Source organism: Planococcus sp. S3-L1 (genome assembly GCF_030063085.1).
GTDB classification, from domain to species: domain Bacteria; phylum Bacillota; class Bacilli; order Bacillales_A; family Planococcaceae; genus Planococcus; species Planococcus kocurii.
Window position 1 is genome coordinate 14,494 of the sequence record NZ_JASISN010000028.1, and the last position, 24,179, is coordinate 38,672.

The following is a 24,179-nucleotide window of genomic DNA, read 5'->3' on the forward strand; positions in this document are numbered from 1 at the left end:
TTCAGAATGAGCTCGAGGAATGACAAAACAAACGATAGGGAAATAATGGTATAATTAGTTGGGATGAAATGAAATATAGAACATTCTAGAATTTTTATAAAATGTGAGGAGTGACTATTATGAAAACAAAACTACAACAAATGACAGAGGAAGAATTTGATCGTTACTTGGCATATTTTATACCTGACTACGCTAAAGACTTATCTGAAAACTATATGATTCCATTAGAAAAGGCGATGGAAGAATCAAAAGATTTAATGGAACAACTCCTTCCAAACAAACAAGGCACAGAAGGCCAGTTAGTTTACACTATTTATTCAACCGAAGAAGATAAAACAATTGGGGTGATTTGGTACACTATCCAATCCGAAAGTAATAAAGCTTATATCTACCATATTTTAATCCATGAAGAGTTTAGAAAGAAAGGATTCGCTACCTTGGTATTGAAAGAATTAGAAGAAAACATGAAAAGTGCTGGGATTACCTCTATGGGATTAAATGTTTTTGGCAGAAATCCTAATGCTTATAAACTTTATAAAAAACTGGGCTATCAAACGCAATCAACAGCAATGGGGAAAAAAATCTAAAATAAAAAATGGAAAAGTTTATATATTCCGAATTATCCGAAGTGAAATAAACAGCTAGATTGATCAAAAGAGTTTATTGCGAATGGTGACTACTTTTTAATCGAGTTCCATTATAGAAGAATCTTAAAAGAGCTATTGTTTGCTGAATGTAGATACACTGTATATACTTGGTATATAAATAGCACTCTGAGGAGTTGATTCACGTGCCGCAAATCAAGCAGAAAGTTAGTCACCGAGAGGCTAAACTTCAGAATTGGGGTAACAGTAAAGCAGTTCGGCTTACAAGAGATATCCTTGAGGAAGCCGGATTTAATGCAACTGATGATGCTGTATTTGATGTAGAGATTGAACCAAATCGAATTTCATTAGTTCGAAAAAGCCAGTTAACTCCGTTTCAAAAGTTATTTGTTGGTTATAATGGTGAAAAACCTGAGCCTGAAGCACTTTGGGATGAAGTAGCACCAGTCGGAAAAGAAGAGTGGTAAGCAATTAATAGGCTCAAAAATCGTTTGCCTGTACTTAATCCTCAATGGAAAAGTACAGGCACTATTTAATTGGAGGAGTAGTGATGACAAGATTTTTTAAAGTTGGGGATATTATAAAGGTCGATATGTCGCCGGCAAAAGAGCACGAACAGCAAGGTTATCGTCTAGCCATCGTTGTTTCAGAAGAAAATGTACATAAAGAGACCGACTTAATTTGGGTTTTGCCAATCACCAATACGAATAAAGCTTACCCGACTCATGTACCGGTAAATGGAAGAACCAAGAATAACAAGAACAGCGTAGTAAACAATCAGGCAACTGGGTATGTATTGTGTGAAAAGATAAAGGCAATTGATCCATTGGCTAGAGCTGCAAAATTAACAGACGAGGCCGATCAAGAGTTGATTGAAGAATGCAAGGCTATCATCGATGCCATTACTTTTATAGGGTAAAGAAAGGAAGGCCAATCATTATGATTGGTCTTTTTGAGTACTGAAATTCATTTTGTTCTTAAAAGTGTACTTTTACGAACGCTTTTAAATTTGAATATAAACTTTTAAAATACCGTTTCTAAATTTTCTGCTTATTGGTAATATAATCATATACTTATTCGAATAAGATAAATACTAGAAGCAGTCCATATGAAGATGACTAAGAGAAAGCAGGCAGAATTTAATGAAAGCTAAAACAATTGCAAAGAATTTTGGTTTTGAATTAGAAGAAGAGCCAATCAGTATCTATCCGTTCTCGCCAGTTTACCGGCTAAAAAGACCTGAAGGCGACTTTATCGTCAAAAAAACGCAACATCCAATTCAGAAAGCGAATCGTCTCATGAAGTATACAAAAACAATAAACAAACAAGGCATTGAGGTGATTATTCCAGCAAAGATTCCTGTAGAAAACCCGAGGACTTTCGACGAAGAAACCTACGTTGTTTATCCGTTTATTCATGGAGAGTCTTATATAGGGAAGGATTGGGAAATCCAAGAAGCAGGAAGGTTGCTTGGAAGAATTCACGCGCTATCTCCTGTTAACAATGAATTTGAACTGGATATCTACAATGTATTTGATTTCACGGAAGAGGAAGTCACAGAGAGCTTCCAGCACATTGTGCAAAATGCAGCTCCACACGGCATCACGATAAATCCGAAATTAGAAGTCCGGCTTCTGCAAGCGGTTCGTCAACAGGCAGAGCTGAAGCAAGCAGACCTTATTTCCGTTGCAACACCGCATGATTTTAAAGCGAATAACCTTGTCTATACGCCAAAGCCTTATTTGATTGATCCGGATAATGCTGGATGGGTTCCGCGAATTTTTGATTTGGCGCTGGTCCTGTTGTTATTTCACAATGAACTGGTCTCTGCGCCAGATCGACCTTTTACAAAACAGCAGTGGCACCTGTTTTTACTAGGGTACGGGGAATTTGTAATCCTATCTCAAGTGGAGAAAGCGAATTGGCTAAAAGCACTGGAACATGTTTTCCTTGATGAAGTCGTGTGGCTAATGGCAGATGTGGAAGAAGATTGGCAGAATTCAGTACAACGCACGTTGTTTGAAAATCTTATCCAGTTGTTCTTAGATTTTGAGGAGTACAGTTTAACTTGAGTAATATGGAGTTAATTGAAGAAATAACTAGGGTTTGAATGTACCAGGGGAAATAATCCCATCAAAAGATGCATTTCAAGAATTTAAAACTGTATTTTTGAATGGATGATATTTAACATATCGCAGCTTATTGAAAGCTGTGTAAATAAGAGAGGAGAGGAGAGAAGAGAAGAGGTATTTCAAAGCACCTCTTTTTTCTCTTTTCTTAAAAAGTAATCATATACTAAAATCCCTTTTTATAGATGAGAAAAGAATATTTAAGATATTGAGGTAAATAATGGTATAATTACCTTGAAGTATAAGGGAATATTCACCATGTGTAAATCAAGACTAGTACATAAAATAATAGAAATGTATGTTAAAAAATGCGCATAAAATTTCTCGTGGAATACAAAAAAGAAAAGAAAGACCTTTTTGTGTTGGATGAAATTATCATGACTAATTCACGGAAAAGTGGACTTCTTTAGGACGCATTTTTTAGCAGCTATTTTTCGCTCTCAATAAAACTACGTCTTTTCAAATAATTATTTTATAGGTTATTAAGGAGTATATTAAATGAGAAAAACTTTCACTACTCGAAAAGTAAGTTTAGCAACGTTGTTATCATTACTTGTCTCCGTTTCTGTGATATCAACTCTTTTGATTCTTACGATTTCGACTTATCATTCGAATAAAGAGTCCTTAACATCAACTTACTTGGCGCTTAATTTTTCCAAGGCTAAAAAGATGAGCCATTCTGTCGACTCATTATTTATTTCGATGAGAACCCATTTAGAATCTACCGCAGAGTTTTTGGAAGACCATGAGGAGATGACTGATCCAGAAATCCAGGAGCAACTAGAGCTTTTAAGAGTCAGTAGTGGCTATTTCAACTCTTTATCGTGGGTTGATGAAACGGGAGTTATCCGAGTTAACAGTCCAGGGGGCATTGGATTGCAAGGAACAAAAATAACCTCTGGTGTTACTAAAGATGTCTTAGATGCACGAGTGCCCATGCTGACTAAACCTTATGTGGGTCCCTCGAATCAGCTACTAGTTTTGATGAGTCAACCCATCTATTCGAATAATGGAACTTATAGAGGGATGATTGGAGGAACCATTTATCTTCAAAAAGAAAATGCCTTGAATCAGATTCTTGATAATGAGGCGAGTGATACTAGTGGTTCCCACTACTATGTTGTTGGCCCCAACGGAATATTGTTGTTTCATCCACAAAGCCAGCGGATTGGTGAAAATTTTTATGAACATTCACTGGTACGTAAAATAGCAGAGGGAAAAAGTGGAACAGAGATTGCGGAAAATGCCATAGGGGTTTCTATGCTATCCGCTTATAGTTATGTTCCAGAAGCAGGATGGGGAATTGTGCAGCAAACTCCGTATTCATTTGTTGAGAATTTACTGCTAACTGAGCTCCGGCAATTGCTAATGAAGGTGTTGGTGCCGTTTTTGTTTTTGCTTCTGTTGTCAATCTTGATCGCGCGAAAGTTAGCAGCTCCTTTTAATCGACTGGGCACTCTCGTAAATCGATTAGCTGAAGGAAAACCGATTTTCCAATCGGAAAAGGAAGTTCTGACAGAAGCTCATTGGAACCGGGAAGCGGACCTGTTAACCAAAAGTGTGGGTTTGGCTTTTGAAACAATCGAAAAAAATAATTTGCAACTCACTCAATCTGCACAGACCGACTCGTTGACAGGACTACTGAACCGGAGAAATCTGGACGAAGTTTTAAGCATCTGGTCAGCGGAAAGCCGGTTGTTCTCTCTACTGGTGCTGGATATCGATCACTTCAAGTCCGTTAATGACACGTATGGACATCAAGTGGGAGACAAGGTTTTAAAAATGATGGCCGAAACACTTTGTACAGTTGTAAGAAAAAATGATGTTTGTTTTCGATATGGAGGAGAAGAGTTTGTTATACTTCTTCCCCATACCGATTCTCAAAGTGCTTATAATGTTGCAGAAAAGATTAGGGGGAAAGTTGAAAAGACCAGCTACGTACCTAATAAAACCATTACAGTATCTATTGGAATTTCAGAATATCCAGCACAAACAAATTCGGTAACCGAAATTTTTGGGTTCGCGGATTCGGCATTGTTTACATCAAAGGTTGCAGGAAGAAACCGAATTACGATTTACTCAAGTTAAGCGAAATTCACTTATCCTTGTTAACCTCTTATAATCCGATTTGTAAAAAAAGTGTTCATCCTATTTTGTTACCGAATGGCAATCAAGGCTAAAGTATCAATCATACAGTTTTTGAAGAAATAACTGAGGATTTAATTCGATGGTTGGAAGAACATTTTTATGTTAGTTAAAGAATAAATAGTCGACTCATCTTGGGGATACAGGATTCTGCGTTCCATGCGGACGCTTTTCGCAGACAAGTCTTTGCGACGAAGCTAGCGCAGCGATACAGGGGCATCTCTTTGCTCTTCGCCGCATTGCACTCCGAATCCTTGAAAGGGTATTGATTAAAAGCAGATTCGTTGGTTACTCTCGCTAATCTGAGTCACATGCTGACAACCGATTTGGCCACGCAGCCTCCTGTAGAACAGCGAAGGCTGAAGTTGAATCCACGGAAAGCGAAGTGGCCGAACCGATTAAATTATACATTATTATAGACTTTGTCTACAGTCTGAGAAGCTCAAATAAGAGCTTTTTCTTTTTGTATGAATGAATCTGTACTACTTTTATTTACTGATATTTTCTTTTTAATACTGTATATTCCTCTAATGGAATTTATGGTAAACTTTACATAAATGAATTTTCTGAATTAAAAGTAATTTAAGTGGCCAGAAGGTTTTATGCTGGAACACACATCTTAAAAAAGATACGAATTTTTTAGATACCAACAACAATTGAATGATGAGTTGTTATCGTTTCGATTAGCTTCCAGAAGGCATTGAGACGAACGAATAACAAAATGTAATAGTTAAAAACTGTAGCACACTCAAGAGTGCTACTTCAGCAGGTTGATAAAATTAAAAGTATTTACAGTATCTATCAATGTTTATGGAGAGTAGGTTTGGTATGAAAGCGGTTCGTAATGTTTTGGAATTTTTAGAGGGAAATGGTGTTAAGTACGTATTTGGAATACCAGCAGGTTCGGTCAATGCTTTTTATGATCAGCTTTTAGATTTTCCAGAAATCACTCCAATTGTTACAAAACACGAAGGGGCTGCCTCTTATATGGCAGCATCTTATGCAAAATATTCTCAGCAACTGAGTGTGTGCATCGGCAGTAGTGGCCCCGGAGGCACTAATTTATTGACAGGAGCTGCGAATGCAATGCGGGAGCATTTGCCCATTCTGTTTCTTACTGGGGCAGTGCCGGTCAGCACAATGGGACTAAATGCTTCACAAGAACTCGATGCTCAGGCACTCTTTCAACCTATAGCCAAGTATAGTGTTACGGTTTTGGATTCAGCGGATTTATTGGATGAGATTGTAAAAGCGACACAAATTGCCCTTTCTGGTATACCCGGACCGGTTCATGTTGCGATGCCAATAGATGTGCAAATGGGGAATGTCGAAAAACTTCCTATACCAAAGATAGAAATAGAGCGACATCCACCTATAGATGCGACATTAGTCAAACAAGTAGCTGATCATTTGCTGCAGAAGAAAAAAGGCTTTATCTTTGCGGGACAAGGCGTACGTAATTCGGTAGCGCAAGTACTAGAACTTGCAGAATTGCTCAATTGGCCAATTGTTGCAACACCTGTGGCAAAAGGGCTTTTCCGGGAAGACCACCCTTTATTTTCTGGAGTGTTTGGTTTCGCTGGAAAAGATGATACGTCTTTGTTAGTGAATGAGGGAGATGCAGAAACACTACTTGTTCTGGGATCAAGTTTAGGTGAAACAGCGACAAGTAATTATAACCCAAATCTGGCAAAAGACCGATTCGTCATTCAAATTGATTTTGATTCTACAGTTTTTAACCGAAAGTATCCGGTTGATGTTCCAATACATGGAGATATGTCAGAGGGTTTAACTAAACTAATTGAAGAACTCAAAGCAAGAGGACTAGAGCGACCGACAACTGTGAAGGCAATTGGACGAGAGTCATCCGCTGATACAGAAGAGGAATTTAATACAAAGAATGTCTTACGGAAGTTACAGGAATTCTTACCAACTTCTACTCGATATACGATAGATATCGGAGAATTTATGGCTTATGTAATCCATGACATGGAAGTGTTGGAGGAAGACACGTTCGATATCAACGTACATTTTGGTGCAATGGGAAGCGGATTAAGCGCAGCAATTGGTTCGAAACTTGCTGAACCCAATCGACCGGTAGTTGCCATCACAGGAGATGGTTGCTTCTTTATGCACGGGATGGAAATTTTAACTGCGAAAGAATATAAATTGCCTATTTTGTTCGTCGTAATGAATAATGCGCGTTTAGGGATGGTATATCAGGGACATACGTTGCAATACAAGCGTTCACATCCATCCTTTGAACAAGAACCCGTCAATATTGCAGCAATGGCTGAAGCATTAAATATCCCGAATTTCCGTGTAGATAGCTTTGAAGATTTATCTCAAAATATGTTAAATGCATTAACTTATTTAAACGGTCCAGCAATTTTAGAGGTTGCATTGGTTGATAACAACATCCCGCCAATGGGAGATCGAGTTAAATTTCTTTCTTCTTTTGGGAAGTAGGAAAGAAATTGCTATTGATAAACTGATTTCTAAAAGGTTACTGTTTAAAAAGAGAGGCCATTTAAGCTTCAGTAAACGTAATATCATTAAGAAAATAGCGTAGGCGATATTGAAGAAATGAAGTTTATCAAAAGGCTATGCCTTATTTGAAAATCTATAGAAATAGAATAAACGCCACAGCTCACTTTGTCATAGAGCTGTGGCGTTTATGGATTAAAGCGTATACGAAGTGATTTTTACTAGGATGTACACTTGTCTAGTAAGAGCTTAAGCATTTTCTCAAGAGAAAGACGCTTATATCTTTATTTTTTAAATTCAGCTTTAAGAAGGTAGACAAGATCATATTGTGCTAGTTCATCTATGTGATTTTCAACATCGTTAAAAAAATCAGTAGATAAACTACTTATAACTTGATCATTTGAATAACTAATATTAGCTAATACCAACTCATCGTCAATCGACTTTTTTTCACCTTCAAGTTGTCCCCAAACACTTGCCATATCAACCAAATCTTCTGGATTAATTTCTATATTACTTACGGAACCTGTATGACCGTTACTACTAATTCCAATATTAAACGTCTGTTTTTCACCATCGTTCTCTAGTTTGGAGGTTGCAAAAATAATAGTACCGTTACCCTCTGCCTCTGCAGATAGAGAACCAACTATCTCCTCAATCAATGTACCTGATTGGTATTTTTCAACCCATACAGATACCTCTTTGTATTCACTATTAATACTGAAATCGAAAACAAATGATTTATCTGAAGTAGTTGTCAATATCGCACGTTCTTTCTCTGTTAATTCAACAGCAGAAATAGAGTTTGATTTTTCAACATCATTTGCACAGGCGCTCAAAAAAACGAACGACAGTGCGAGAAGTGTAGTTACTCTTTTCATTTAATGCCTCCTTTTATCTATCTCTTCTATTATCTGTTTATAGTCTAATTGCATTGAATAAACTAACTGAATATTTTTATTATATCGCAAGAAATAGATTTTGACTGATAATTTGCTGGAAATTCATCTTTTTACAAGTTTTGTATTGGTTAATCATTAGTTTTAACGAGTTTATATAAAGAAACAGTATGATAAAAGCTAATCTATGAGAAGAGAAAGCTATTATTCTTCTCATCTTAAAGCCAGAGTAGTCGAAACTAGTCAAGGACAATCTGGAAATTTGCAGAAGGCAAAAGCAACTAAAAAAGCTTCCTTTTTACTGAGTTAGCTATTTGAAAGTAATAATAAATAGGGTCTGTTCTTTAAGGAGTTTGACTTAAGGAAATTAGTAGGGTATGCTAATTGAAAAATATGTAAATTCTATGATGAAGAGAGTAGTTGTAATTAGATCCACTAGCGAGTCAGGGATGGTGAAAGCCTGATAGGTTCTATTACGATGAAGCGCACTTCTAAGAAACTGCCTGAATAATTTAGTAGGGTATTGTCGGGATATCCCGTTATCATGTTGAGCCGGTCCATAATAGTTGGACAATAAGAGTGGTACCGCGGGAAAGCCCGTCTCTGTATAACATATACAGAGACGGGCTTTTTTATTTTTATCTAAAAAAGGGGGAGATTGTATGGATTTATTGAGAACTTACGCTGATGAAATTGCTTCAAGTTTGAGCGGAATGCTGGAGTTTAATGAGGTTGTGAAATTGATTGAACAACCAAAATATAGCACACAAGGAGATATAGCTTTCCCCTGTTTCACATTGGCAAAGCTACTTAAAAAGTCTCCAGTAGAAATAGCAAAAGACTTGGCACAAAAAGTTTCCCATCCTTTTTTTGAAAAGGTAGTGGCGGAAGGTCCGTATGTAAACTGTTTTTATAACAAAACTGTTGTCAGTTTAAAAACAATAAAAACAGTTTTACATAAGCGCACTGAATACGGATCTTCTGATATGGGACAGTCAAAGGTTGTGACTTTAGATTTCTCTTCTCCAAATATTGCGAAACCCTTTTCTATGGGTCATCTTAGATCAACTGTTATTGGTAACTCTTTAGCAAACATATCCGAAAAATGTGGCTTTCAAACAGTTCGAATCAATCACTTAGGTGACTGGGGAACTCAATTCGGTAAATTGATTGCTGCTTATAAAGCTTGGGGGAAAGAAGCAGATGTAAAAAATGAACCCATTAGTGAATTGTTGAAGCTGTATGTTAAGTTCCATGAGAAAGCTGAGGCAGATCCGGCCTTGGAAAATAGCGCGAGACTGTGGTTCAAAAAGCTTGAAGACGGAGATGAGGAAGCGAGAAAATTATGGGAATGGTTCCGAAACGAGTCGCTTCAAGAATTCGCTAAAATTTATAAATTATTAGATATTGATTTTGATTCCTATAATGGTGAAGCATTTTATAACGATAAAATGAATGAAATAGTGAAGTTGCTTGAGGAAAAACAATTGTTGGTGAAGTCAAATGGAGCTGACATTGTTGATTTGAGCAACTATAACTTGCCGCCATTATTAAACGGGAAACTAATTGAATGGTTTAACTGCAGGTATCTGAAGGGTGAATTAGTCGAAGACATTCTTTTCAAAAGCGCTATAGATGAAATCAAATTGGAGGATTTAAAAAAGTTTAAAGAAGAAACTCTTGAAGACTTCATATATAGTCAGGAAGATTTACTAAAAGAACTGGAAGTGTATTCATTCCAACAGATTTCAGGATATATTGATTTTTCAACTAAAGAAGTTATAGATGTTTGGTTGTCTTTGAATAAGGAGTCAACGAGCTCAAATTTATTGTAATACATGAAGATTGATCCTATTTATTTAATTTACATATTTTCAGATTATCGAAAGAGCAGATGTTAAAATGTATTTTTTCCAAGTTCTTATGTGGGAGGAGAAATGATGAATAGTAAAATTCATATCATGGGGGCTGCAGGATCAGGAACAACGACACTTGGCAACTCGTTAGCAAACGTCCTGCCATATACCCATTTGGATACGGATGATTATTTTTGGAAAACCAAATTTACTGAACAAAGGTCTGCACTTGAAAGACAGGAAATGCTTAAGGAGGATTTGTCGCGAGATGATCAATGTATCCTGACAGGCGCTGTAGCTGGCTGGGGAAACTGCTTTGTGCCTTATTTCAACCTAGTTATTTTCTTATGGATTCCATCAGAAGTCAGGCTAGCAAGGTTGCAAGAGCGGGAAATAGAACGATACGGAAATGCGGTTTCGCCTAGTGGCAGTAGATACGAGGAATCGCAAGTTTTTCTGAAGTGGGCATCCCTTTATGACCATGCAGGCATGGAAGTCAGAAGCAAAGCCTTGCATGAACAATGGATGGCCGAGTTATCTTGTCCACTTTTAAGAATCGAGGGTGACTATTCAATCGAAGAACGTGTTGCGAAGGTTATGAACTACTTGAATAGGAATAATTCAAGTTAAATTTAAGGGAAGTAAAATTGAGGAGGAGTTGAGCGTGCCCAATTACCAAGGTGAAGAAAAACTAGTTGGAGGAAACGTTTCGGATGTCTATCGTAATGGAGACACAGTTCACCGAAAGTTAAAGCCAGAAAGTTTTAAAATTCATGAGCTTTTAAAGCATTTAGCGATTACAGGTTTCCGTCAGTCACCCCAATTTTTAGGGATAGATAACAAGGGGAAAGAGATTTTAACGTTTATTGAAGGAGAGGCTGGTAATTATCCAGTAAAAAAGTATATGTGGTCAGATGAAGTGCTGCAAGAGATAGCGAAAATGCTACGTCTTTATCATGATTCAGTAAGCAATTTTTCATTTGATGACAGCTGGCAATCGTTGGATAATACTCCCCCGAATTATGAAGTGATGTGCCACAATGATTTTGCCATATACAATATTATTTTCAATCATGAAAAACCGGTGGTATCATTGATTTTGATAATGCTGGTCCTGGCCCGAGAATTTGGGACATAGCATATACCGTTTATAAATGTGTCCCTTTAAGTAGGGATAATTTAGCCGAAGCAGATAAAGGAGAAGGTTATTATGATTCTTCAACAGATGCTGATCGCATAAAACGGCGAATAAAGTTATTTTTTGAATCTTATGGGGAGGATATAGAAGAAACGTTTTTGGAAATGGTATTGCTGCGATTAGAAGGATTATGTGAAACAATAGCAAGAAAAGCGAATGAAGGTGATCTAGCCTTTCAAAAGATGATACTAGAAGGCCACGTCGAGCATTATCAAAAGGAAGTTAAGTTCATTCGTGAATACGGTCATGAGTGGATATAATGTAGAATTTCTGAGTTTCACACAGTATGAAAAAAAGTTGAGCAAGAAAATAAGCTTGGAACAGACTACTTGTTTCAAATCCGCCTCGATTTACAGGGTTTATTAATAAGTAAAAACACAATCTAATTTTGAGGTGTATAGATGGCCAGATTATTCTTTTATAGGGATCGAGTCTTAAGGGAAAAAGATCTTATACGTTACACATCATCGCTTCTTTTTTAATAAAATTGTACAGTTTCCTTTAAGGATAAATCTGAAATGCAAATAGAAGTGCAACAGGTCTTTTTCCAAGTTCTTATTCAATTATTGGTCTGAGAAACATTGAACGAGGAAGTATACTCACTTCTATTCTACATTCTTAATAATGTTAGAGCGCAAGAGATAGATAGAGGAAATCGATAGAATCAGCAAACCGCATACCATCATGATACTGGAAATGGTGAACTGCATCACAAGTGCTAATGACACAAATGCATAAGACAAAGGCACAAGTCCGTTTGAAGAGGCATTAACAAGACTCATAACACGCCCGATTTTAGTTGGATCTGTCTGGGCTTGAATCGTTGAAATAAGCGAAACATTAATAAAAGAAGACAGAATGCCCATGAGCGAAAGCAAAAGAATTCCTTGCCACAGAAAACTGATATGACCCAGTAAAGTTAAGAAAATACCTAAAACACCAATCATCACCAGCATGGTTAACCCTTGCTTTTTTCGCAAATTCAGCACACCTACCATGACGGCACCAGCCAACATTCCACCTTGGTAAGAACTTTGAAGAAAGCTTAAATCCAGTACCTTTCCTTTGAGCACACTATCCACCAGTAACGGAATCCCCATCAGTAGCGGACCGAAAAAAAAGAAATTGATAAAGATTAAAATCACCAATATATTTTTTAGAAATGGCATGCTCCATACATACGAAAATCCTTCCTTCAGTTCGGATTTTGTAGAAGCTCTGTTAGTGGTTAACGTTCTTTTTTCCTCCTTAATGAGTGAAGAGAAAAGAAATGTCAGCAGCAAAAAACCGGCAATGACTCCGAATAACAGACTGAACGAACCAAACGAAAGAATCCAACCGCCCAGCATCGGACCGGAAAAAAGCGCAATTTGATTGGAACTTTGAATGAAAGAATTCGACCGGGGAAGCGCCTCTTTCGCCACGACCGATGGCAGGAGCGACGTATTTGCCGGTGAAAAGAACGCATCGACAATTCCAAAACACAAAGCAAAAAGAATAAGTGGCCACAGTTCCAGCAAGCTAAGCTGCAACAGTAAAATCATGCCCAGCACCAACAGGCAACGCACGAAACTGGAGATTAGCATGATGCGCGACCGACGGAATCGGTCGGCCCAGACACCGCCAAGCGTCATGAACAAGATCCGTGGCACCATGGTCGCCATCATGACGATGTGCCCAGCAGACTCTCTTTTTCCAGAACGGTGATGATGTACCATTGTTCGGTAAACAGGTATGTCGATAAAGCCAGAAAAGATGCGGTACTGGAAAGCCAGAGGAAAATAAACGAACGGTTGCTGAACAAACTCGGAATCGACTTTTCCTGTACAGGTACTTCTGTTACTTGGTCGATTGCCATGGAATCCCTTCTTTCACAAGCCTACTTTTCTTTCTTAAACAGTAACTCTTCGATCTGGAAAGCCGTGGACATCAGGTAATAATGCTGCTTGTCGGGATGATCGTCCTCTTCTTTCAATGTCTTCAAGAGTTCCCGGTATTTTTGGGTGAATTCCACAAATTTTTTCTGACTCACCGTAAATTCGGTTTGAAGCGATAGATTATTCCATTCTTCTACATGAGGAGAATGCAGTTCGAAGGATTCGTCCGGAGCCGTCAACACGCGGGTTTTCGCCCGGTCAATGACTTCCAGATACGACTGGCGTGTAGCTTCTTTGGATTCCACATACGTGAGCAGATGATCCGCTGGAATAAACCCTCTGGCGACTGCCTGATAGAATTTCAGGACATTTCCTCCGCGCTCTTCTTTTCGGACCAGCTGAATGATGCCATACTTCTCCAATTCTCGGAGGTGATAGAGAATTTTGGCTCGTGAAAGGTTGAGTTCCTGAGCTAGCATTTGTCCCGTATGAGGCTGTTCCACTAAATGAATGAGCATTTTAGTGCGCAGCGGATCACTAATGACTTTTAACTGTTCGTACGTTTCCAGAATAAAAATTGATTGTTGTTCCATTTCAAAACTCCTTTCTTAACCGGTTAACTTTTATTAACCTGATTATACACATAAAAATTAAGAGAGTGCAAATTTTCTGAAAAAAATTTTAGCTACTACTTAAAAAAATTGAACTATCGTATAACTACATCTACTAGATTAAAAATTAAATTGGAATTTTTAATCTAGTAAATGTAGTTTAGAGGAAAGAGAAATAGAAAGTGCAACGCTAGAATAGAAACCTGAATGTTTACACCAAAATTTATAGGAGGGGATTAAAACGATGAAAAAATTAATGGATACTGAATTTTTCACTTTAATGAAAATGACTAATGGTGTTTTTGCAGCCATCGCAAAACCAGGTAAAGGCGCATTCAGTAACGCTGGCTTTGTTGATTTAGGTACTGAACTTCTTGTATTTGATGCATTTAATACACCTTCTGCTGCCAGAGAGTTAAGACAGCAAGCTGAGAAATTGACTGGAAAGAAAGTGAAATACCTCGTAAACAGCCATTATCATGGCGATCACATTTTTGGCAATCAGATTTTTGAAGAAGAAGTGATTATTTCTACTGAGGTAACTAAAGAATGGATTAAAGAAAAAAACGCCATAGGGGATGTGGAAACTGAACTTACAGAAACCACGCAATATCTACATAACCTAAAATTACAAATATCCATTGAGGAAAACGAAATCATCCAACAGAGCTTAACAAATCAATATTTAGAAATGACTAAGTTGCTTGACGAGCTTCCTACGCTAAAGCTCGTTCTGCCTTCTTTTACTTTTGAAAGAAAAGTGATTATTTCAGGAACAGAACGAAATGCTGAATTATACTGCCTAGGTGGAGGGCATTCACCGAGTGACACGTTTCTGTACGTTCCGCAAGAGCAAGCGGCTTTCATGGGCGATAGTGTAACCGAAGAGCTCCATCTACCAATTTTTCAACCAGATAACTTTTTAACTATTTTAAAAGAAATCCAAAAGATAGACATACAGGTACTAATGCCTGGACATGGACAAATTGGTACCACTGAAAAGGTTGACACAATGATTCAGTACATATCCATGCTGATTGATGCTGTAAAAGATGCACAAAATGCCAATATTCTTTTAGCTGATTTTGTTGAGACCTTTGTTGTTCCGAGCGAATATGAAAAGTGGAAGGGAACGCAAGGAATCCGGCGTAACTTAGCATCCGTTTACAATTTTTATGTGGCGACAAAATAAGACAACACGTTCTTACGAGGAAATACATATGCTCTTCAAAATAATCAGCATCCTCGCTGTAGAAAACCTGTAGAGCGATGAAGGTGTTCCTATAAAGGAGGAGGATTGTATGAAAAAACCGATTAGATTTTTCTTTCTTATTTCAGCTAGTTTTGTTTTCATCGCATTTCTCGTCTTGCTAGGTGGAAGCTTGTTTTTGCATAAGTTCTTAGAAGAAACACTTGATCCAAACATTACGTATGTTCAATCAGTGAAAGCCCTTCTGATACAAAATGCGAACGGAGAAAGTGAAAGGCGGATAAAAGAAATTTCTGTGCATGAAAATCATCAACATATTACTATTTACTATGAAGAAAATTTCGCCGCTCTTTTGCCTCTTACGAAAGAAACATTAGACTTAGCTATTGCCAAAAACGAAAAACTTTTCGGTGAAGTCCGATTAGCACCGGTGGATCTACTCGTCTTTGAAGATCTCAAGGAATTAAGAGGATTTTCAGAACTTGAAAATATAGATGGATTTTATTCTGATTTCGATAAAGTACTAGCTTTTCATAATTCTAATAAGGAACTTATATTGGCAAAAGATAAAATTGCCTTGTACGCTTTTCAGAAGATGCTGTTGCATGAATATACTCACTATGTATTTTCTCAAAAAGTACAAAATCCAGCTACTTATCCCATTTGGTTTATAGAAGGGATAGCTGAATACGTAGGAACTGACCCGAATGAAGTAAGCTTTCCATATTTCGAGAAAATTTCTTTTGAACAACTAACAAGTTCTGAACAATGGCAGGAAGCTCGGACACTCGTTATGAGTGACCCCTATTTGCAGAGCTACTATACTTTTGAGTTTCTGACAACGAACTATGAAGAACAAGTAATTAGGGAAATCATCGATTTAGTAGAAGAAACGCAGGATTTTGAAGAAAGTTTCACTGAAGTTACAGGGTTAACCCTTCATGAACTAGAAAAGGTATTTTTAAACTCTTATAAAAACTAAATTGTTATCTTCCGTTACTTTCAGAGTAGGGGGATAAGGCTTAACAAACACTTTGTCTCCTGTTATTCCAAAATGCTTTTCAGAATGGTTTGTGATAGAGAATAGAAAAAATCAGTCTCTCATTTGGATTTTAGAGCAGTTGTCTTTATATTGATGCAGAGATGCAATTCTTTTAGACATCTCGATTCATCAGTATCAGAAATTATCATAAAATTGGTATTTACTAGTTAAATGAAGTTGTGGTAATATTATGGAAATTATAAATGAGAAAAGCATGGAAGAGAACAGTAGATAGCTAAACACTTTTTCTAGAGAGCTCCCATTGGTGAAAAGGAGTAGAAGTGCGTTATTGAAACAAGCCTCTGAGCATCATGAAGGAACCTGCATTTAAGGGGATGTTGTGACGGGAGCTCCCGTTATTGAGCTAGGTAATCGCCATTTTTTGGCCGTACCGAATGAGGTTAATCCGGTGACGTATTAACAAATAGGGGTGGCACCACGATTTTAGCAATCTCGTCCCCAAGACAATTGTCTTGGGGACGAGATTTTTTGTTTAGCTAAAATTCAGTGGAGGAGCGGTTACGATGAAAAATTGGAAGTACTCTTTTTTATTGTTAGGTGGTATCGGTATTTCAAATATAGGCAGCTGGGTTTATCTGATTGCCTTGAACTTAATTATCCTGAATGAAACCGGTTCTCCTCTAGCGATCGCTTGGCTATACATTTTAGGACCGATCGCGACTATTTGCTCGAACTCATGGGCAGGTAGCCTGATCGACCGAATTAATACGAGGAAATTTATGATTGGGTTAGATATTTCACGTGCTTTATGTATTGCATTAATCCCTATGCTTCCTTCACTGTTCTATGTTTATGTCATCGTATTTATCATTAATATGGGAAGTGCCATGTTTGAACCCACGTCAATGGTGTATATGACCAAACTCATACCAGAGAAGGATCGTCAACGATTTAATGCGTTAAGAAGCTTTATTAATTCTTGCGGAACATTAACTGGACCTGCAATAGCTGGTCTATTGTTTTGGATGGGGACACCTGACACGGCTATTTATATAAACGCAGTGGCTTTAATATTATCAGCTTTCATCATTTTATTATTGCCTAATGTTGATACACAAACAGTCTTATTGGAAACGGAAAAGCTTTCTTGGAAACTAATAAAAGCTGATTTTGATGTAGTCTACAAGTTTAGCCAAACCTACCCATTTGTGTTGAAAGTGTATCTTTTTTTTGTGGGAATGACGATATTTATGACTGCCCTCGATTCATTAGAAGCGGCTTTTGCAAAAGGAGTTATTGGCATGTCAGACACTAACTATGGATTCCTATTAAGTATATTTGGAACGGGGATTATTTTGGGTTCACTAATAAACACCATTTTTTCCAAAAAATTAACAGTCAGCTTGTTAATAGGCGCTGGCTCTGTGTTTACTGCAGTCGGTTATATCACTCTCTACAGTGCACAAGGGTTTGTTAGTGCTGCACTTGGAACGTTCATTATTGGATTTGCTATCACTTTTGCAAACACGGGTTGTTTAACCTTTTATCAAAATACTGTACCGGTATCTATGATGGGGAGGTTTAGCAGCTTATTCGGTATAGTTGAAGCATTTTTTATTATTATTCTAACTATCCTAATTGGATTAGCCGCTGAACTAACTTCAATCAGGCCTGTAGGATTAATTGGGTCGTTTATGTTCTTATTGCTAGGCGTTAGGGTCTTTAAGGTCGTAACAGCTAGCAAGCGAAATGTCTATTTTAGGGAGAATTTGACTTTAAATGATTAATTTTTTATCTTTTTCTATTTTAATGGATGGATCCTTGGGCTAATACAGGATGGAAGTTATGGCAAGAATTTTAGAACGTCAAATAATTCGAAGGAGATTGAGAACTGATGAAAGATTTCTTTCAAGTGATGACACAAGAACAAGCAGAAGAAATTGCGAATCATTGGCGTTATGAAGGTCAGTATTCTTTTTATAACATGGATGCTGACCAAGAAGATTTAGCAGCATTTTTAAATCCCCAAAAACGTAAAGATTCTTATTTTGTAGTTATCAAAGAAGAACAAATTAGCGGATTTTACAGTTTCAATCAGATTACGGACGACGTGATTGATATAGGACTAGGAATGAAACCGGATTTAACCGGCATTGGAAATGGTCTTCAGTTTTTGAAGAAAGGCATAGACTTTGCAACATTAACATACAGCCCCAAAAAGATTACCTTATCAGTTGCTACTTTTAATGAAAGAGCGATAACTGTTTATAAAAAGCTGGGATTTAAAGAGGTCGAGTATTTTGTACAAGCGACAAATGGTAGTGAGTTTGAGTTTTTAAAGATGATTTATCAATGTGATGAACCGTATAAAGGAAGGTAAAATGACAGTAGAAAAAGATGATTCGAAGTAGCAAAAAAGCTTATCCAAGAAAGATTTCCTGCTGGCTGGGGAGGCGCTGCAGCGCTGTAAACCCAAGACGGAACTAGTTTGACGAGCATTGCTCCTGAAGTAATTAATGCATCTACAGAATTATGTATTGAAACAGGAGCTATATCAGAAGCACATAAACTCAACAATGCTGTAACGCATTCGATTTGCGTGGTTCGTGAAGATGAAAAAGCACAACACATGATTCTCACTCCTTGTGGTGTTTGTCAAGAACGTCTTTTTTAGTGGGGAGAAGAAGTAAAAGCCGCCATCACAACTTCTGAGAACAGATTGATTTGTAAAACATTGAAAGAGTTACAACCCTACCACTGGTTTAATGCCTTTAAAGATTAAGTTAGAAAAGCCGCGGTTATGTGAAAGCTTTTAAGAAAACGATACCAAATAGATTCTATTCGAATAGAAATTAGAAGAGGGGAGTGGAATCATGGAACACACGATGGGTTTATATGATGAATACGTTGAATCAATTATTGAAAGAAATAAAAAAGTAGAAGTAAGATTGAACGATGAAAAGAGAAGAAAAATTAAAATTGGAGATACCATCAAATTTATCAAAATCCCCAATCAGAATGAAGTGATACGAGTGGTTGTACTGGAACTTAAATCATACCCTACGTTTCAAGCTATGTATGAAGATGTTCCATTCAGTGATTTTGATTGCGAAGAATGGACAATGGAAGAAATGATAAAAGGGACTTTTGATATCTATTCGGTAGAACAAGAGCAAGCTTGGGGTGCTTTAGCTATTGGAATAAAACTAATTTAAGAGTAGAAAATGGTCACTTCAAAAACAGCAAGTAGGCTTTTGGTATCATTTAAAGACTCATATAATGTGTTTTATCTTGACGACTAGAAATTGGTTAAATCTTTGACTATCTATTCAAACAAATCAAGCATGATCGGAGGACATGAGATGAATGGTTTTGGAAAGTTTATTACCGCTTTATTAATCTTCGCTGGAATTCTTTCTGTATTTTTTGGAGGCATGCTTCATATCTTGAATACAGGAGATGTCCATTTATTTGGCTTCTTTGGCGCAATTATCATATCGTTGGTTATCTTCTTTGTTTTTGTTACAGAAAAAAGAAGTGGAAAAAAAACAATTATGTGGATTTCTTTGTGTTTAATGGCAGGGGCCGCCTTTGCTGTTCCTCATTACTATAAAGAAAGTTTTGAGAAAGTGAATGATTCAGAAGTAGATCTCTATGCATACGAGCCATTTAAAGAAAGTGAGAAACTAGCTAGATTGGATCAACAAGCCTCTTTCAAAATAGTGGGAGAAGTACCGATAATAGACGGAGCAACGGCTCTCTACCCTTTATTTTCAGCATTTGCAGAAGCCACTTATCCAGAAGATCTTTATGATCCATATAAAGGTCCTGTCGCTACGACTACGACTCCTTCTGCTTATAGTCGGCTTATCAAAGGAAATGCCGATGTGATTTTTGCTGCAGAACCTTCCAGTGGCCAAAAAAAAGCCGCAGAAGCAGCAGGGGTAGAGCTAGAACTGACGCCGATTGGACGTGAAGCTTTTGTGTTTTTCGTCAATTCTCGAAACTCGGTTACTGATTTAGCGAGCAAAGATATCCAAGGAATCTATTCAGGAGATATTGAAAATTGGAAAGAACTTGGTGGGAAGAACGATGAAATCCGCCCTTTTCAACGCCCTGAAGATAGCGGCAGCCAAACGATGTTTATTAAATTCATGGAAGATCAAAAAATTAAAGAGCCTGAAACTGAAGATTTGGCTGGAGGAATGGGCGGTATAATAGAGGAAGTAGCAAGCTACCGGAACTACAAAAATGCCATTGGTTATACGTTTCGATTCTATTCTACTCAAATGGTTCGCAATGACAAAATCAAATTGATAGCAGTTGATGGCATTGAACCAAACATTGAAAATATCCGTTCGGGCAAATATCCTTTAGCTGCTGAATTTTATGCTGTTACCGCCGGAACAAAAAATACAAATGTACAGCCGTTTATTGAGTGGATCCTTTCTGAAGAAGGACAAAAATTGGTAGAAGACACAGGGTTTGTCGCAGTTCAGTAGAAATTTAAAGAACCTTAAGAGGAGATAACCAAAAAAATACAAAATCAATAACCAAATAAACTAAAAAGAGCTAGGAAGGGTTTGTTTTTTAGGGCTTCCGTTTGTCAATTTAAGCTAGACAGACCCATTCCATTCAGGTGACTCAAAAATGCCTCCAAGGGTGTGCGATAATCCAGCGACTTCCGTGGGATGTTATTCCGTTTGTCAGCCACTGAGGAAATGAACGTTTGGTCTACCTGGTTGAAGTCCATTTCCTTTGGCAGGCCGTCTTTTCGCAAGAGGCCGTTGGAGTTTTCATTCAAGGCACGCTGGGAAGGCGTGCCGGGATCCGCAAAGTAAATCGAGACGTCGTGCTGGTTGCACAGCGGTTTCCAATTGGAGAATTCCTTCCCACAATCAAACGTGATGGATTTGAACAGATTTTTTGGGATTCCTTGAAACCACTGGTTCAAAGCGGTTTCGATATCGCACGCCTTGCGTCCTGCAGGCTTGATGGCGATGATGACTTTCGTCAGCCGTTCTACCAGTGTGATCACTGCACTTTTGTGGCGGACGCCCACAATGGTGTCGCCCTCGATGTGCCCGAACTCTTCTTTGAACGAAGGATAATCGGTTTCCCGGTCGGAAATATGCCGTTTGAACGCCTGTTTTCCGCGGCGTTCCTCGTGACCATTGGGTTTCCGTTTGCCTTTCATCGGCAGTGTGGCAACATCAAAGACCCGATTTTTGAACATGCGGTAGATGGTGCGCACGGAACAGTCGATCGCTGTCTCGGCGCGTCCCACAATGACATCAGGCGTCCAGCCCTGCGCCACCTTGTCTTGAATATAGGTCATTTGTTTCTTCGGCAAAACGATTTTTTGGCGTCCGCAGCGTTTCTTGTTTTTCTTGTATTGTGTGTAAAAGTCGAGGGCTGTATGTCCCAATTTCAGGAAATTGATGACCTTGTAAATTGGCTGCCTGGAACGTTTCATTTGATTTGCGATAATCGCCACGGGTATGTTTTGGCGGTGATAGGATTCTATCATCACCAGTTCATCCGTGGTAAGATGGGTGTAGGTCATTCGTGGTCACTCCTCTGTTTTTCTTTGGTCGGAAAATACATGTAGAGTGTACCATGAATGACTTTTTTAGTTGTCTAGCTTAATTTTACAATCGGCGGGCTAATAAAATTGGAATGATAAAAGACAAGAAGAAGTAAAAGCATTTACATTGAAATAGTGAAACTATTCTCAGAAATCTTACGTCTATGGGGTATCCAGGAGAGGATGGTGTAATGAGTGGTTGAAAATGATGGAGAGTACAACTTAAACGAAGAACAAATTGAGCAAATAATGGATGAACATGGCGAATATTTGCTTCGTTTCATTTATGTATACGTCAAAGATTGGTCTACTGCAGAAGATATTTTGCAAGAAGTATTTGTAGCTTACTATCTAAAATCTCACCAGTTTGAATCTCGTTCTTCCTTAAAGACATATCTTTCCAAAATGGCTATCAATCGCTGTCATGACCATTTACGAAGCTGGAAAAACAGACGAATTGTCTTCTCAGATGCAATGACCCAGTGGATTTCTAGTTCGAAATCCACTGAAAAAACGTATGAACACCAAGTCGTGAGATCTGACCTAATCAAAAATGTAATGGAACTGCCGATTACATATAGAGAATCCATTATTCTTTATTATTACCAGCAGCTCACTATGAAAGAAATCAGTGAACTGCTGGCATGTCCAGAAAACACTATTAAAACTAGACTGCGAAGAGCCAAGCGCTTGTTGAAGAATAACACCGATTCAAGTGAATGGGAGGGATTCCAGGATGAACAAATTTAAGCATGAAATGGATGATTTTTTTGGCGTTAATCCTAGATTCAACAAATCCTTAAAACACAAGATGCTCTTGAATATAAAAGAAGCTAAATCGAATAAATTTTCTAGTAAAAGATATGGTTTTTTTAAGTATACGGCCATCTTCGCAATTCTTTTATCAATGGTCACATTTTTTCTAGTACAAGCTGTAAACGAAACAGCACAAGAAACACAGAAACCGTCGACTGGAAAAGTGGAGGAATTAGTAGTGACAGATACGGATACTGTAGCTGAAATTCCGATCTTTACAGCGTACGAGGAGCCTTTAGAAATATTTGACTTCAAGTACGATACCATGGATAGAGGAAATCACGAGTATGCAGCACAGCCCTTATTGATTGATCCACTTGCGTATAGTGAGAAAAAGATTGCACGAGGAGACGTAGTCACATACGAATATAAATTTTCCGAAGGTTTACAGAAGACCATTTCGCGTGTTATCGGATTGCCAGGTGAAAGCGTTGAAATTGTAGATGGCCACATTTTTGTTGATGAACAGAAATTGGAAACTTTTTATAGCAGCGCCCATCGATTGGGAATAGATTCTTATGAAGAGTACAGCCAGCAGGTTGAAAAAAACACATCTTCTACTAGCGATACTTCAGGAATGAAAGAGATATTCCAAACGAATATGAAAAAAATCCAGTTGGCAGAAAATGAAGTTTTTCTAGTTGGAGATGATTGGTTACGAGGAAGTCAGCATACATTGAAGTTAGAGAAAATTCAAGGCGAAGTAATCGGTTATTACAAATCAGTTCACTAAACTAATTAAAGTCAACTGTGCTGGAATGTTCAGTTATTACTGTTGATTGGATTGTGTAAATTACATCATAACTAGTGAGGAGACTTTTTATGAAGAAATGGAGCGTTCTCATTCTTTTAGTTGCAACATTAACAGCATGTTCTTCCTCAATTACTGAGAAAAAATTACCAATCGAAATGATAGCTCACAATAGTCTATCTGATGAAGAGCAACTACTTATTCCAACAAGTCCCAAAGACTCATTAGTAACTAAAGAAGCGGTATCTGCAAAAATCAAAGCTCAGATCCATTCTACTTATAAACAACAACAAGTTTATTCAGTAGTATTCAATGGTACTTACACAGCTACAGCTGGCAACCTTATCGTCTATGTTGATTTAGATCAAATACTGTAGTTGGCAAAGCGTTTCAAGAACTTGATTAACTGCATTTCTATATGATTAAAGAAAGAAGTGAGTTCAGGTGCAATATGTGTTAAGTACAGTAATTACGATTCTACTTGCTATTATTGGGTTTTTTGCGAGTGTCACATTTTTAATTTTCACAGTAGGTGACAGCGATATAGTTATTCTCTATTCGTTGGCAATTGTTATAGGCGTTCTACTGGTTGTTGTGATTAATCAATTGATAAGGTTAAATAAACGTCTTGAACGATCGCAAAAGAAATTCCTTTGATGCGTACATGAGTTAATGTAAGAAAAGCGCATCTACTTCTAAATGATGGATAACGTTTCAGCGCGCTGAGCCTCCTCGTCGCAAGCTCCTACGGGGTCCCATCCCTTCGTTTTTCCGCAGGGAAGTCAGTGACCGAAGGGACTTCGGGCAGTGGCTTTGCGACGAAGCTAGGGCAGCGATGCAGGAGCACGGGTTTTCAGTGACGAGGAGGCTGAAGCTGACATAGCTGTCAACTTAAGAAATAACGTGGAGTATGCCCATTAAATTTGTACGATATGGGGGTTTGAATTAGGGGAATATCGGAAATGGTGATAACTAAGAACGCCAACTAGCCTCCCTTTTTTGGGG

At 37.9% G+C, this 24,179-nt stretch carries 23 protein-coding genes, 2 pseudogenes and 2 other annotated features; of the genes and pseudogenes, 20 read left to right on the forward strand and 5 right to left on the reverse strand.

Annotated features, from left to right (window positions below; all coding sequences use genetic code 11):
- The first annotated feature begins 119 nt into the window (after nt 1–119).
- From QMF37_RS16930 to QMF37_RS16955, 6 genes are all read left to right on the forward strand, one after another.
- Nucleotides 120–587, forward strand: a complete 468-nt coding sequence (locus tag QMF37_RS16930; protein WP_071154051.1) for a GNAT family N-acetyltransferase — start codon at nt 120–122, stop codon at nt 585–587.
- Nucleotides 588–790: 203 nt separating this feature from the next.
- Nucleotides 791–1,072, forward strand: a complete 282-nt coding sequence (locus tag QMF37_RS16935; protein ID WP_071154052.1) for an AbrB/MazE/SpoVT family DNA-binding domain-containing protein — start codon at nt 791–793, stop codon at nt 1,070–1,072.
- A gap of 83 nt (nt 1,073–1,155) precedes the next feature.
- Nucleotides 1,156–1,524, forward strand: coding sequence for a type II toxin-antitoxin system PemK/MazF family toxin (locus QMF37_RS16940; RefSeq protein WP_071154053.1), 369 nt, complete (start codon nt 1,156–1,158; stop codon nt 1,522–1,524).
- A gap of 223 nt (nt 1,525–1,747) precedes the next feature.
- The gene (locus tag QMF37_RS16945; protein ID WP_071154054.1) at nt 1,748–2,677 is read left to right on the forward strand and encodes a phosphotransferase; all 930 of its coding nucleotides are present in this window, start codon (nt 1,748–1,750) and stop codon (nt 2,675–2,677) included.
- Between the two features lie 555 nt (nt 2,678–3,232).
- The gene (locus tag QMF37_RS16950; protein WP_283478961.1) at nt 3,233–4,822 is read left to right on the forward strand and encodes a sensor domain-containing diguanylate cyclase; all 1,590 of its coding nucleotides are present in this window, start codon (nt 3,233–3,235) and stop codon (nt 4,820–4,822) included.
- An 885-nt stretch (nt 4,823–5,707) separates the two neighbouring features.
- The gene (locus QMF37_RS16955; protein WP_283478962.1) at nt 5,708–7,348 is read left to right on the forward strand and encodes a thiamine pyrophosphate-binding protein; all 1,641 of its coding nucleotides are present in this window, start codon (nt 5,708–5,710) and stop codon (nt 7,346–7,348) included.
- A gap of 302 nt (nt 7,349–7,650) precedes the next feature.
- On the opposite strand, the gene QMF37_RS16960 is transcribed toward QMF37_RS16955, so the two are convergent.
- Entirely contained in the window at nt 7,651–8,247 is a 597-nt protein-coding gene (locus QMF37_RS16960) for a hypothetical protein (RefSeq protein ID WP_058385420.1), read from the reverse strand.
- 413 nt (nt 8,248–8,660) lie between these two features.
- Nucleotides 8,661–8,873, forward strand: a binding site (T-box leader).
- 54 nt (nt 8,874–8,927) lie between these two features.
- On the opposite strand from QMF37_RS16960, the gene argS reads away from it, so the two are divergent.
- The 3 genes and pseudogenes from argS to QMF37_RS16975 all read left to right on the forward strand — a co-directional run bounded on the left by argS (nt 8,928) and on the right by QMF37_RS16975 (nt 11,579).
- Nucleotides 8,928–10,100 (forward strand): arginine--tRNA ligase domain-containing protein, encoded by a 1,173-nt coding sequence (gene argS / locus QMF37_RS16965; RefSeq protein WP_283478963.1) that lies wholly within the window; start codon nt 8,928–8,930, stop codon nt 10,098–10,100.
- 105 nt (nt 10,101–10,205) lie between these two features.
- Complete coding sequence (locus tag QMF37_RS16970) at nt 10,206–10,751, forward strand: P-loop NTPase family protein (RefSeq protein WP_283478964.1); 546 nt, start codon at nt 10,206–10,208, stop codon at nt 10,749–10,751.
- A gap of 34 nt (nt 10,752–10,785) precedes the next feature.
- Nucleotides 10,786–11,579 (forward strand): annotated as a pseudogene (locus tag QMF37_RS16975) (phosphotransferase).
- Nucleotides 11,580–11,924: 345 nt separating this feature from the next.
- Here QMF37_RS16975 and QMF37_RS16980 read toward each other — a convergent pair.
- The 3 genes from QMF37_RS16980 to QMF37_RS16990 are packed head-to-tail and all read right to left on the reverse strand — an operon-like array spanning nt 11,925 to nt 13,789.
- Nucleotides 11,925–12,986 carry an MFS transporter gene (locus tag QMF37_RS16980; RefSeq protein WP_349307310.1) on the reverse strand — a complete coding sequence of 354 codons (1,062 nt, stop codon included), beginning with the start codon at nt 12,984–12,986 and terminating at the stop codon, nt 11,925–11,927.
- A complete protein-coding gene (locus QMF37_RS16985) occupies nt 12,983–13,177 on the reverse strand; it encodes a hypothetical protein (RefSeq protein WP_283478965.1) in 195 nt (64 codons plus the stop codon). The genes QMF37_RS16980 and QMF37_RS16985 overlap by 4 nt, the downstream gene beginning before the upstream one ends.
- Before the next feature lie 21 nt (nt 13,178–13,198).
- A complete protein-coding gene (locus tag QMF37_RS16990) occupies nt 13,199–13,789 on the reverse strand; it encodes an ArsR/SmtB family transcription factor (RefSeq protein ID WP_078080379.1) in 591 nt (196 codons plus the stop codon).
- A 262-nt stretch (nt 13,790–14,051) separates the two neighbouring features.
- Here QMF37_RS16990 and QMF37_RS16995 point away from each other — a divergent pair, with 262 nt between their 5' ends.
- From QMF37_RS16995 to QMF37_RS17025, 7 genes and pseudogenes are all read left to right on the forward strand, one after another.
- On the forward strand, nt 14,052–14,999 hold the full coding sequence (locus QMF37_RS16995) for an MBL fold metallo-hydrolase (protein WP_283478966.1): 948 nt from the start codon (nt 14,052–14,054) through the stop codon (nt 14,997–14,999).
- A 109-nt stretch (nt 15,000–15,108) separates the two neighbouring features.
- Entirely contained in the window at nt 15,109–15,999 is an 891-nt protein-coding gene (locus QMF37_RS17000) for a peptidase MA family metallohydrolase (RefSeq protein WP_283478968.1), read from the forward strand.
- A gap of 266 nt (nt 16,000–16,265) precedes the next feature.
- Nucleotides 16,266–16,523, forward strand: a binding site (T-box leader).
- 60 nt (nt 16,524–16,583) lie between these two features.
- Nucleotides 16,584–17,807 (forward strand): MFS transporter, encoded by a 1,224-nt coding sequence (locus tag QMF37_RS17005; RefSeq protein ID WP_283478970.1) that lies wholly within the window; start codon nt 16,584–16,586, stop codon nt 17,805–17,807.
- Between the two features lie 107 nt (nt 17,808–17,914).
- The gene (locus QMF37_RS17010) at nt 17,915–18,400 is read left to right on the forward strand and encodes a GNAT family N-acetyltransferase (protein WP_078080383.1); all 486 of its coding nucleotides are present in this window, start codon (nt 17,915–17,917) and stop codon (nt 18,398–18,400) included.
- Between the two features lie 42 nt (nt 18,401–18,442).
- Nucleotides 18,443–18,802 (forward strand): annotated as a pseudogene (locus tag QMF37_RS17015) (cytidine deaminase).
- Between the two features lie 91 nt (nt 18,803–18,893).
- The gene (locus tag QMF37_RS17020; RefSeq protein ID WP_283478971.1) at nt 18,894–19,235 is read left to right on the forward strand and encodes an ASCH domain-containing protein; all 342 of its coding nucleotides are present in this window, start codon (nt 18,894–18,896) and stop codon (nt 19,233–19,235) included.
- 147 nt (nt 19,236–19,382) lie between these two features.
- Nucleotides 19,383–20,522 (forward strand): PstS family phosphate ABC transporter substrate-binding protein, encoded by a 1,140-nt coding sequence (locus QMF37_RS17025; protein ID WP_283478973.1) that lies wholly within the window; start codon nt 19,383–19,385, stop codon nt 20,520–20,522.
- Nucleotides 20,523–20,626: 104 nt separating this feature from the next.
- Here QMF37_RS17025 and QMF37_RS17030 read toward each other — a convergent pair whose 3' ends face one another.
- Nucleotides 20,627–21,586, reverse strand: coding sequence for an IS30 family transposase (locus tag QMF37_RS17030; protein ID WP_071153736.1), 960 nt, complete (start codon nt 21,584–21,586; stop codon nt 20,627–20,629).
- Between the two features lie 216 nt (nt 21,587–21,802).
- On the opposite strand from QMF37_RS17030, the gene QMF37_RS17035 reads away from it, so the two are divergent.
- The 4 genes from QMF37_RS17035 to QMF37_RS17050 all read left to right on the forward strand — a co-directional run bounded on the left by QMF37_RS17035 (nt 21,803) and on the right by QMF37_RS17050 (nt 23,831).
- Nucleotides 21,803–22,357, forward strand: coding sequence for a sigma-70 family RNA polymerase sigma factor (locus tag QMF37_RS17035; RefSeq protein WP_245830262.1), 555 nt, complete (start codon nt 21,803–21,805; stop codon nt 22,355–22,357).
- Nucleotides 22,344–23,156 carry a S26 family signal peptidase gene (locus QMF37_RS17040; RefSeq protein WP_283478974.1) on the forward strand — a complete coding sequence of 271 codons (813 nt, stop codon included), beginning with the start codon at nt 22,344–22,346 and terminating at the stop codon, nt 23,154–23,156. The genes QMF37_RS17035 and QMF37_RS17040 overlap by 14 nt, the downstream gene beginning before the upstream one ends.
- A gap of 89 nt (nt 23,157–23,245) precedes the next feature.
- On the forward strand, nt 23,246–23,551 hold the full coding sequence (locus tag QMF37_RS17045) for a putative periplasmic lipoprotein (RefSeq protein WP_283478975.1): 306 nt from the start codon (nt 23,246–23,248) through the stop codon (nt 23,549–23,551).
- A 67-nt stretch (nt 23,552–23,618) separates the two neighbouring features.
- Nucleotides 23,619–23,831, forward strand: a complete 213-nt coding sequence (locus QMF37_RS17050) for a hypothetical protein (RefSeq protein ID WP_283478976.1) — start codon at nt 23,619–23,621, stop codon at nt 23,829–23,831.
- Nucleotides 23,832–24,179 lie beyond the last annotated feature (348 nt).

What these genes read in the sequence shown, in the direction of transcription:
- QMF37_RS16930 (WP_071154051.1), top strand. Translation starts at nt 120, where the DNA reads ATGAAAACAAAACTACAACAAATGACAGAGGAAGAATTTGATCGTTAC.
- QMF37_RS16940 (WP_071154053.1), top strand. Translation starts at nt 1,156, where the DNA reads ATGACAAGATTTTTTAAAGTTGGGGATATTATAAAGGTCGATATGTCG.
- QMF37_RS16945 (WP_071154054.1), top strand. Translation starts at nt 1,748, where the DNA reads ATGAAAGCTAAAACAATTGCAAAGAATTTTGGTTTTGAATTAGAAGAA.
- QMF37_RS16950 (WP_283478961.1), top strand. Translation starts at nt 3,233, where the DNA reads ATGAGAAAAACTTTCACTACTCGAAAAGTAAGTTTAGCAACGTTGTTA.
- QMF37_RS16955 (WP_283478962.1), top strand. Translation starts at nt 5,708, where the DNA reads ATGAAAGCGGTTCGTAATGTTTTGGAATTTTTAGAGGGAAATGGTGTT.
- QMF37_RS16960 (WP_058385420.1), bottom strand. Translation starts at nt 8,247, where the DNA reads ATGAAAAGAGTAACTACACTTCTCGCACTGTCGTTCGTTTTTTTGAGC.
- argS (WP_283478963.1), top strand. Translation starts at nt 8,928, where the DNA reads ATGGATTTATTGAGAACTTACGCTGATGAAATTGCTTCAAGTTTGAGC.
- QMF37_RS16970 (WP_283478964.1), top strand. Translation starts at nt 10,206, where the DNA reads ATGAATAGTAAAATTCATATCATGGGGGCTGCAGGATCAGGAACAACG.
- QMF37_RS16980 (WP_349307310.1), bottom strand. Translation starts at nt 12,986, where the DNA reads ATGATGGCGACCATGGTGCCACGGATCTTGTTCATGACGCTTGGCGGT.
- QMF37_RS16985 (WP_283478965.1), bottom strand. Translation starts at nt 13,177, where the DNA reads ATGGCAATCGACCAAGTAACAGAAGTACCTGTACAGGAAAAGTCGATT.
- QMF37_RS16990 (WP_078080379.1), bottom strand. Translation starts at nt 13,789, where the DNA reads ATGGAACAACAATCAATTTTTATTCTGGAAACGTACGAACAGTTAAAA.
- QMF37_RS16995 (WP_283478966.1), top strand. Translation starts at nt 14,052, where the DNA reads ATGAAAAAATTAATGGATACTGAATTTTTCACTTTAATGAAAATGACT.
- QMF37_RS17000 (WP_283478968.1), top strand. Translation starts at nt 15,109, where the DNA reads ATGAAAAAACCGATTAGATTTTTCTTTCTTATTTCAGCTAGTTTTGTT.
- QMF37_RS17005 (WP_283478970.1), top strand. Translation starts at nt 16,584, where the DNA reads ATGAAAAATTGGAAGTACTCTTTTTTATTGTTAGGTGGTATCGGTATT.
- QMF37_RS17010 (WP_078080383.1), top strand. Translation starts at nt 17,915, where the DNA reads ATGAAAGATTTCTTTCAAGTGATGACACAAGAACAAGCAGAAGAAATT.
- QMF37_RS17020 (WP_283478971.1), top strand. Translation starts at nt 18,894, where the DNA reads ATGGAACACACGATGGGTTTATATGATGAATACGTTGAATCAATTATT.
- QMF37_RS17025 (WP_283478973.1), top strand. Translation starts at nt 19,383, where the DNA reads ATGAATGGTTTTGGAAAGTTTATTACCGCTTTATTAATCTTCGCTGGA.
- QMF37_RS17030 (WP_071153736.1), bottom strand. Translation starts at nt 21,586, where the DNA reads ATGACCTACACCCATCTTACCACGGATGAACTGGTGATGATAGAATCC.
- QMF37_RS17040 (WP_283478974.1), top strand. Translation starts at nt 22,344, where the DNA reads ATGAACAAATTTAAGCATGAAATGGATGATTTTTTTGGCGTTAATCCT.
- QMF37_RS17045 (WP_283478975.1), top strand. Translation starts at nt 23,246, where the DNA reads ATGAAGAAATGGAGCGTTCTCATTCTTTTAGTTGCAACATTAACAGCA.